6 protein-coding genes and 3 pseudogenes are annotated in these 6,087 nt (G+C 64.7%); 6 read left to right on the forward strand and 3 right to left on the reverse strand.

Annotated elements, in window-relative coordinates:
• Nucleotides 1–203 (forward strand): hypothetical protein (locus amrb99_RS48895; RefSeq protein ID WP_206700339.1); only part of this gene is annotated, 203 nt, incomplete at its 5' end.
• A 297-nt stretch (nt 204–500) separates the two neighbouring features.
• Here amrb99_RS48895 and amrb99_RS48900 read toward each other — a convergent pair.
• The 3 genes and pseudogenes from amrb99_RS48900 to amrb99_RS48910 all read right to left on the reverse strand — a co-directional run.
• Nucleotides 501–659: pseudogene (locus amrb99_RS48900) on the reverse strand (leucine zipper domain-containing protein); the annotation flags it as partial.
• A complete protein-coding gene (locus amrb99_RS48905; RefSeq protein WP_190868948.1) occupies nt 652–1,146 on the reverse strand; it encodes a hypothetical protein in 495 nt (164 codons plus the stop codon). The pseudogene amrb99_RS48900 and the gene amrb99_RS48905, both read right to left, overlap by 8 nt.
• 31 nt (nt 1,147–1,177) lie before the next feature.
• A complete protein-coding gene (locus amrb99_RS48910; protein ID WP_206700416.1) occupies nt 1,178–2,497 on the reverse strand; it encodes an MFS transporter in 1,320 nt (439 codons plus the stop codon).
• Between the two features lie 19 nt (nt 2,498–2,516).
• Between amrb99_RS48910 and amrb99_RS48915 the strand changes: the two genes are divergently transcribed.
• The 5 genes and pseudogenes from amrb99_RS48915 (at nt 2,517) to amrb99_RS48935 (ending at nt 5,864) form a co-directional block, all read left to right on the forward strand.
• On the forward strand, nt 2,517–2,858 hold the full coding sequence (locus amrb99_RS48915; protein WP_190868949.1) for a helix-turn-helix domain-containing protein: 342 nt from the start codon (nt 2,517–2,519) through the stop codon (nt 2,856–2,858).
• A 249-nt stretch (nt 2,859–3,107) separates the two neighbouring features.
• A pseudogene (locus tag amrb99_RS52185) lies at nt 3,108–3,339 on the forward strand (transposase family protein); the annotation flags it as partial.
• Between the two features lie 526 nt (nt 3,340–3,865).
• On the forward strand, nt 3,866–4,201 hold the full coding sequence (locus amrb99_RS48925) for a hypothetical protein (RefSeq protein ID WP_206700417.1): 336 nt from the start codon (nt 3,866–3,868) through the stop codon (nt 4,199–4,201).
• A 710-nt stretch (nt 4,202–4,911) separates the two neighbouring features.
• Nucleotides 4,912–5,133: pseudogene (locus amrb99_RS53615) on the forward strand (winged helix-turn-helix domain-containing protein); the annotation flags it as partial.
• Nucleotides 5,134–5,375: 242 nt separating this feature from the next.
• Complete coding sequence (locus amrb99_RS48935) at nt 5,376–5,864, forward strand: hypothetical protein (RefSeq protein ID WP_347257203.1); 489 nt, start codon at nt 5,376–5,378, stop codon at nt 5,862–5,864.
• Nucleotides 5,865–6,087: the final 223 nt, after the last annotated feature.

The following is a 6,087-nucleotide window of genomic DNA, read 5'->3' on the forward strand; positions in this document are numbered from 1 at the left end:
GCCGCGTCCGGGTCGTCGAAGCGACCGCCGCCGGCCTCGAGGTGAGGTCCGCGGTCGCCGCCGACCTCCACAAGATCGAGAACGCCCTGCTCGCCGACCTGCCCGACAGCGACCGCCGCACCCTGCTCACCGGTCTGCAGCACATCGTCAACGGCCCCCTCGACAACCTCCGAAACACCCGCCCCGACCAGAACCGTCACTGATCGCCTTGGCCACCGACGACTCGTCTTGCACGTCCAGCTCGATGCCGACCGCCCCGGAAGTCCCGCGGCGACCTCGCTCGCACGACGGCCGGATCGGCCGGTCAGCGCGACCGTCGCTCCAGCCGTGGCCAGGGCGGAGGCCATGGAACGGCCCGCACGCGCTCGCCGGCCATACCACCCGGTGATCACGAGCGGGACTCTTCGGTCGTCCTGCCAGCCACTCTCGCCACCGTAAGGATCACGCTCTCTACCTGCTCGAACGGCTCAGTTCGCGGCTGGTGGAAGCTTTCTTATCGACAGGCCGAGTTCTCCATGGCGGCGATATCGGTTGACCCACTTCGACGCGGTCGCCCGCGATTTCTCCATCTCTGCCGCGACATGGGCGATCGGCTGGGTCCGGCAACAGGCGATAAGTCGACGTCGGCCCTCTGGCGTCAGTGGCGCGTTCTTATGCATCGCGCCTCCCGTCTTCCGCTGCTGCGTATGTCGTGATCCGGGCTGTGCGGCCGGGGATGCGGGTGGTGACGCGTAGCGCGATCAGGTACCGCCAGGGCATGTGCTGTTCGGGAAGAAAATCGCCTAAGCGATCGAAGCGGCGAAGGAGCAGCGGGCTATAGGCCGCCTGGTTGGGGATCACGTTGAGCGCGTCGCGCAGTTCATGGGCATGGTCGCTGACCATGGCGGGGCGCAGTCGATGGGTGGTGGAGGCGATGAGCTCGGCGATCGCGCCCTCGTTCATCACACCCTGATTGTCGACGACCGCATGGCGTCCGTGGAGGATATCGCGGGCCGCTTCGGTGAGGAGTGGGTCGCTGAGCGCGATGTGGCTCAGTGTCCGGTCGATGTCGTCTCGCGCTGATGCTGGGTAGCTCGCTGTGTCCTGGATCGACTCGGCAAGCCACAGAAGATCGCAGTAGGCGGCCTCGAATTCGATGGTGTCCATAGGGCCTTCCCAAGGCGTGGGGTGATACGGGCTATTTGCTGAGCACTGCGGTGGTGTCGCGGTTGGTGCGGGAGAGTGCGGCGAGCACGAGCAGGCACAAGACGGCGACGGTTCCTGCGAACCAGGTCATGGCGGTGGTGAGGTCGAGGATGGTGGCAAGGAAGCCCACACCGAGCACGGGCAGTCCGACGCCGGTGTAGACGATGACGTAGAAGCTGGAAAGCACCTCGGCGTGCCTGGTGGAAGGGGCGTTGTTGTTCACCGTGGTGAGGCCACCGAGGAACACCAGCCCATGGCCGACCCCGGCGAGGACGGTGGCTGCCAGAAGTAGTGCGAGCGAGGGCGCGTTCCCGACCAGTACGAGGAGTCCCAACCCCGCCGCCAGGATTGACAGACCGGCGAGTTGCAGGCGGCGTGGTGGTCGTCCGTAGGTGAGGAGTTGGACGGCGATGGAGCTGGCCAGCATGAGTGCTGAGGTTCCGCCGCCGAGGAGCAGGTTTGTGCTGCCCGTCAGCGCGGCTACGTAGGTCGGGATGAGGGAGAGGAACAGCCCGATGACCGCGAAGGCGAGGAAGTTGGCGCTCCCGCTGGTCATGAACACTGTTCGCATTGCGGCCGGAATCCGCGGTCGGCGAGGACGCCATCGTGTCGTCTGGTGGGTCGAGGGCATCCGCGTGACCGCTACGGCCGCAGGGATGAGGAGCGCGATCTCGACGACGAACGGCGTCACATCAGGAGCCGGCGCGTATTCGGCGATCAGTCCGGCCAGGACTGGTCCCAGGCCCAGGCCGCCGACCGAGGCCACCGTGGTAACCAACGCGGCCTTGTGGCGGCTGCCGGTGGGTTCGAGTTCGCTGAGCGTAGCCGTCAGAGCCCCGGATGCCGCTCCAACCGAGAGGCCCTGCAGGATCCGAGCTGCGAAGAGCCAGCCAGTGCTGCCGGCCAGCGCGAACCCCAGTGAACCCAAGGCTGCCAGCGCGAGAGCCGGCAGCAGGACCTGGCGTCGCCCGATCGCATCGGAGAGCGGGCCGGCCACGAGCAGGGACGGGATGAGGACCGCGACGTAGACGGCGAAGATCAGTGTGACGACGAACGGGGAGAACCCGAACGTCGTCTCGTAGCTGCGATACAGCGGGGTGGGCAGGTTGGTTCCCGCGAGCAAAATCAGCAGTGCATACGCCGTCGCCCAGAACCTCCACCGGCTCGCCCCACCTGCCCGCAAAATGCCGGCACCCGATGCTGCTGAGTCGGGAGGTTGAGCCACGTCCTGAGCGCCGCTGTCGTCTGTCCTGCCACTGCCTGCCATGTTCATGGTTTCCGAACATAGCAGATGTTCGCGCATGCCGAACATGTTCGGTACTGTGGGAGCCATGGCCAGTAGGACTGCGACCAAGCTCGTGCACCCAGCCGCCGGTGAGCTGGAGTTCACGACCGTGATGGCAGCACTCAGCGACCCGGTCCGATTGGCGATCGTTGCGCGGCTCGCCGACGTCGAACCCGACGGTGAATTGGCCTGCGCAACGTTCGCGCTGCCCGTCAGTAAGTCCACCCAAAGCGGTCACTTCAAGACCCTCCGCGAAGCGGGAGTGATCTACCAGCGAGACGAGGGCACCAGGCGGCTTAATCGGCTCCGGCGTACCGACCTCGACAATCGCTTCCCCGGGCTCCTCGATCTCGTCATCCCGCAAGGGCGCGACATCATCGCGAGATAGGTACAACCGATACTCAGGCGTCAACAACCTGCTGGCCAGCAACACCTAGACCCTCAAGTTCAAGAGGCGATTGACGCCGATTCTTGTTCGCTGGATCTACCTTGGGTCGATCCCCATTGCCGCTGAGCCTTTTCCAGTTTGGTCGTGCTGGTCACAAGGTGGTTGCGGTGGGCTGAGGTGGCCGGTGACGCGACGAGGCCCCGGGTAGATGCGAAGTCGACCAAACAACCGCCCTGCCAGAAGCCTCTGGTGTCGTCTTACCGCGCTGCGCTGGATCTGTCGCCCGCTACCGGTGCCTTCGTGGCAGAACTGATCGCCGGCCACCGCGACCGGATCGGCTCACGTTGGCGCGTGCGTTGAACCCCGGCCGCCAGGCGCTGCTGGTACTGGTGCACCTGCGCTGCAACGAGACCTTCGCCCGTCTCGCCGCCGCGTTCGGTGTCGGCCGGCGACCGCGCACCGCCACGTCACCGAGGTGATCGCGCCGCTAGCCGAGCAGGCACCGGAGGACCTGCGGGAGGCGATGCGGATCGCGGCACGCAAGGCTTACGTCATCGGGCGATCGCCTGCTACGCCAACAAGGGTCATGTCGGCACGGGCGCGCGATCACGCTCAGGTCCGCGCGCCCGGCAAGCAGGGCGTCGCTATACTTAAAAGCTGGCGCATCCTGCGCAAGGCCCGCTACTCGCCAAGCCGTCTGACCACCATCAGACAGGCGATCCTCGCCCTGCACCCATCAGGCCCACTGAAGTTGGAAAGACCTCTGTGGTCCGACAAGTACGTGTACATGTTGCCGGTCCGGGTTGTTCACCTCAACCTGGCGATGCAGCATCGGCGGCGTTGCGCACGAGCGTTACCCGCGGCAAGCCTTCAACCATCCGCGGCACCGCCCATGGTTGCACGGGCGTTGTTCCCTTCGGCCGGCCCTCCGGACAGGACGAACGTAGGCAACGGAATCTTCGCGCTCTTCCGTGAGAGTGACTGGACCATCAACCGCCCGGGAGGCGATGACAGTGAATGACCAGCTACGGATCCGAATGAAGGGCCACCTCGGGGGACAACTCTCCAGGTTTCGCGAGCAGGTGGGGCTGAGTCCGTATGGCCGCCTTGATGATGACTGGGATGAAGAATTCGGACAGCGAGAGTTGCGATCCAAGGAACAAGGTCATGTGAAGCTGACGCTCTGGCGTTGGGCCGACGATGACTGGATGATTTCGCTCGCCTACGAGCGGGATCCGCTACCCTTGGATGAGGCTGAAGCCTTGCGCCGGAATATCCTGGACGCCGCGGCCGCAGTCGGGCTGACGGTAACCTTTCAGTTTCCCCCGCAGAATTTGCAGTGAGCAGCGGAAATAACGAAAGCAGAATTTGCGTTCGTTGTCGGCCGCGGGGCAGGCCTATCTGCGGTAGCAGCTGTGGCCGTCGTCTTCGGGCTGCTTTGGATCTGGTCGTTTTCGACGTGGCTGGGCGCGGCGATGTGGCTTACCGCGCCGATCCTGATCGGTAGCGCTCTGCTCTGGTGGTCGTCGTCCGGATCGTCATCCGAGCAACGCCGTACTCCTCAGCGGGATCCGGATTCGACGTCAGGGCGGCACGCTCAGCTAGGACACCATCCCGTATCTGTTGATGTGGTCTGCAATCTGGATATAGCGGTACTCAGTGGGATCCCAGTCAATCGGGTACTCGTGGTCATCTGACATGTAGATCACCCTAGACAGCCCCTGACCTAGGTAAACACCAAGGGCTTCTATAGTTGTCTACATCGACCTGCAGCTAATCCATGTCTCTCTTGCGCGTGCCACCGCTGACCGATTGGACGATCACGCTCGAAGGTCGAACGTAGGTCGCGACCCGACATGAGAACCTCGGCGCCTACCAGCGCCAACGGGGCGCCGTGTCAGAAGCTGGACGCACAGACGGAAGGCGAACTCCGGCTCCTCGGCGATGCACAGACGCGCCTTACTGAGCGCCTCGCAGTCGCAGAGGCCGCACGGCTGACGGTCAAGCCACACGCCGAGGCGCCCGGCAGCGAGCCGTGCAAGGGCTATCTGTCATGAACGACGTACGCACGCAAGAGTCGCGCAACTGGCACCCTGCCTACGTGAGGGCAGCGGAGAGCCTCCGTGACTGGATTCTTAGCGGAGAATTCGAAGTCGGCGCCACGATCCCTAGCGAGCCTGATTTGGCTGATCAGTACGGCATCTCGCGTACGAGCCTCCGCAACGCCGTCCGCCAACTGCGAGATCGGGGACTTGTTGCGACACGGCAAGGCGCGGGCACCTACGTACTCCCTCGCGACAAGGCGCCTTTTGATGGCGTCGCCATCGACGGCCAGGACGAAGCAGAGAAGGCAGTCGCTGCCACATTGCCCAACCTTGACCCCCGATACATCCGATGCGAGGCCGGTCACGAGTTGGCCGACTTGCTCAGCAAAAAACGTATCCCAATCCTCCCCGTGACTGACTACCTCCGCCTCGGCCCCCGCAACGAGCCCGAGAGATGGCTTAACGCGTTGCTGTGGTCGACAGAAAGCGACAGCACAAAAACCGACGTTCATTCCACGCCGTGCATTCTCTCAATTCGCACGGAGACGCCGACGACCCCCAGATCGGCCGCTCGTACGACATCGACAACCTCACTGCCGACCGCATCTGTGACCGCGCCCGCGCCTTGCGGAGGGCCGTCGGCACCCTGACCGGCTATACGGTCGGGGAGGACACGACAGCCGCCGACGCCGGTATCTCGCTCGTCGACGACGTCGCCGCCGTCATCGCCTCCGGCGAAGACAAAGTCTGGTCGGAAACCGTCGTCCGGCGCCTCGCCGAACTCCGCCCCGGCCTGTACGCCGGATGGACGCCCGGACAGCTCGCCGACGCTCTCAAGCCCTACGGGATCAACACTCGGCAGGTCTGGGGGCAGGACGACGACGGCAAGGGGGCGAACCGGCGAGGCATCGTCCGAGAGGACGTCCTAGAGGCCGCGCGGAAGACCTCCGGCACGCCCTGACCGACGCTCCGGGCGCCGCTAGGTCTAGCGCCCCTACCCGCTAGACCTAGCGGCCCCGCTAGCGGCACATCTTCCCCCTGACCAGCGAACAAGCGTTCTAGCTGTACTGATCACGAACGTTGTTGACACCGGTGGGTGTCTGGTGAGCGAGGAAGACCTCCGATGTGGTGGAGGTGTCTAGGTCCACACCACAGCGGAGGTCTTCGTGCCCCACCGTAACGCC

The sequence above is a fragment of the Actinomadura sp. RB99 genome (genome assembly GCF_014706005.1).
In the GTDB taxonomy this organism is placed as follows: domain Bacteria; phylum Actinomycetota; class Actinomycetes; order Streptosporangiales; family Streptosporangiaceae; genus Spirillospora.

What these genes read in the sequence shown, in the direction of transcription:
- amrb99_RS48910 (WP_206700416.1), bottom strand. Translation starts at nt 2,497, where the DNA reads ATGTTCGGCATGCGCGAACATCTGCTATGTTCGGAAACCATGAACATG.
- amrb99_RS48905 (WP_190868948.1), bottom strand. Translation starts at nt 1,146, where the DNA reads ATGGACACCATCGAATTCGAGGCCGCCTACTGCGATCTTCTGTGGCTT.
- amrb99_RS48915 (WP_190868949.1), top strand. Translation starts at nt 2,517, where the DNA reads ATGGCCAGTAGGACTGCGACCAAGCTCGTGCACCCAGCCGCCGGTGAG.
- amrb99_RS48925 (WP_206700417.1), top strand. Translation starts at nt 3,866, where the DNA reads ATGACAGTGAATGACCAGCTACGGATCCGAATGAAGGGCCACCTCGGG.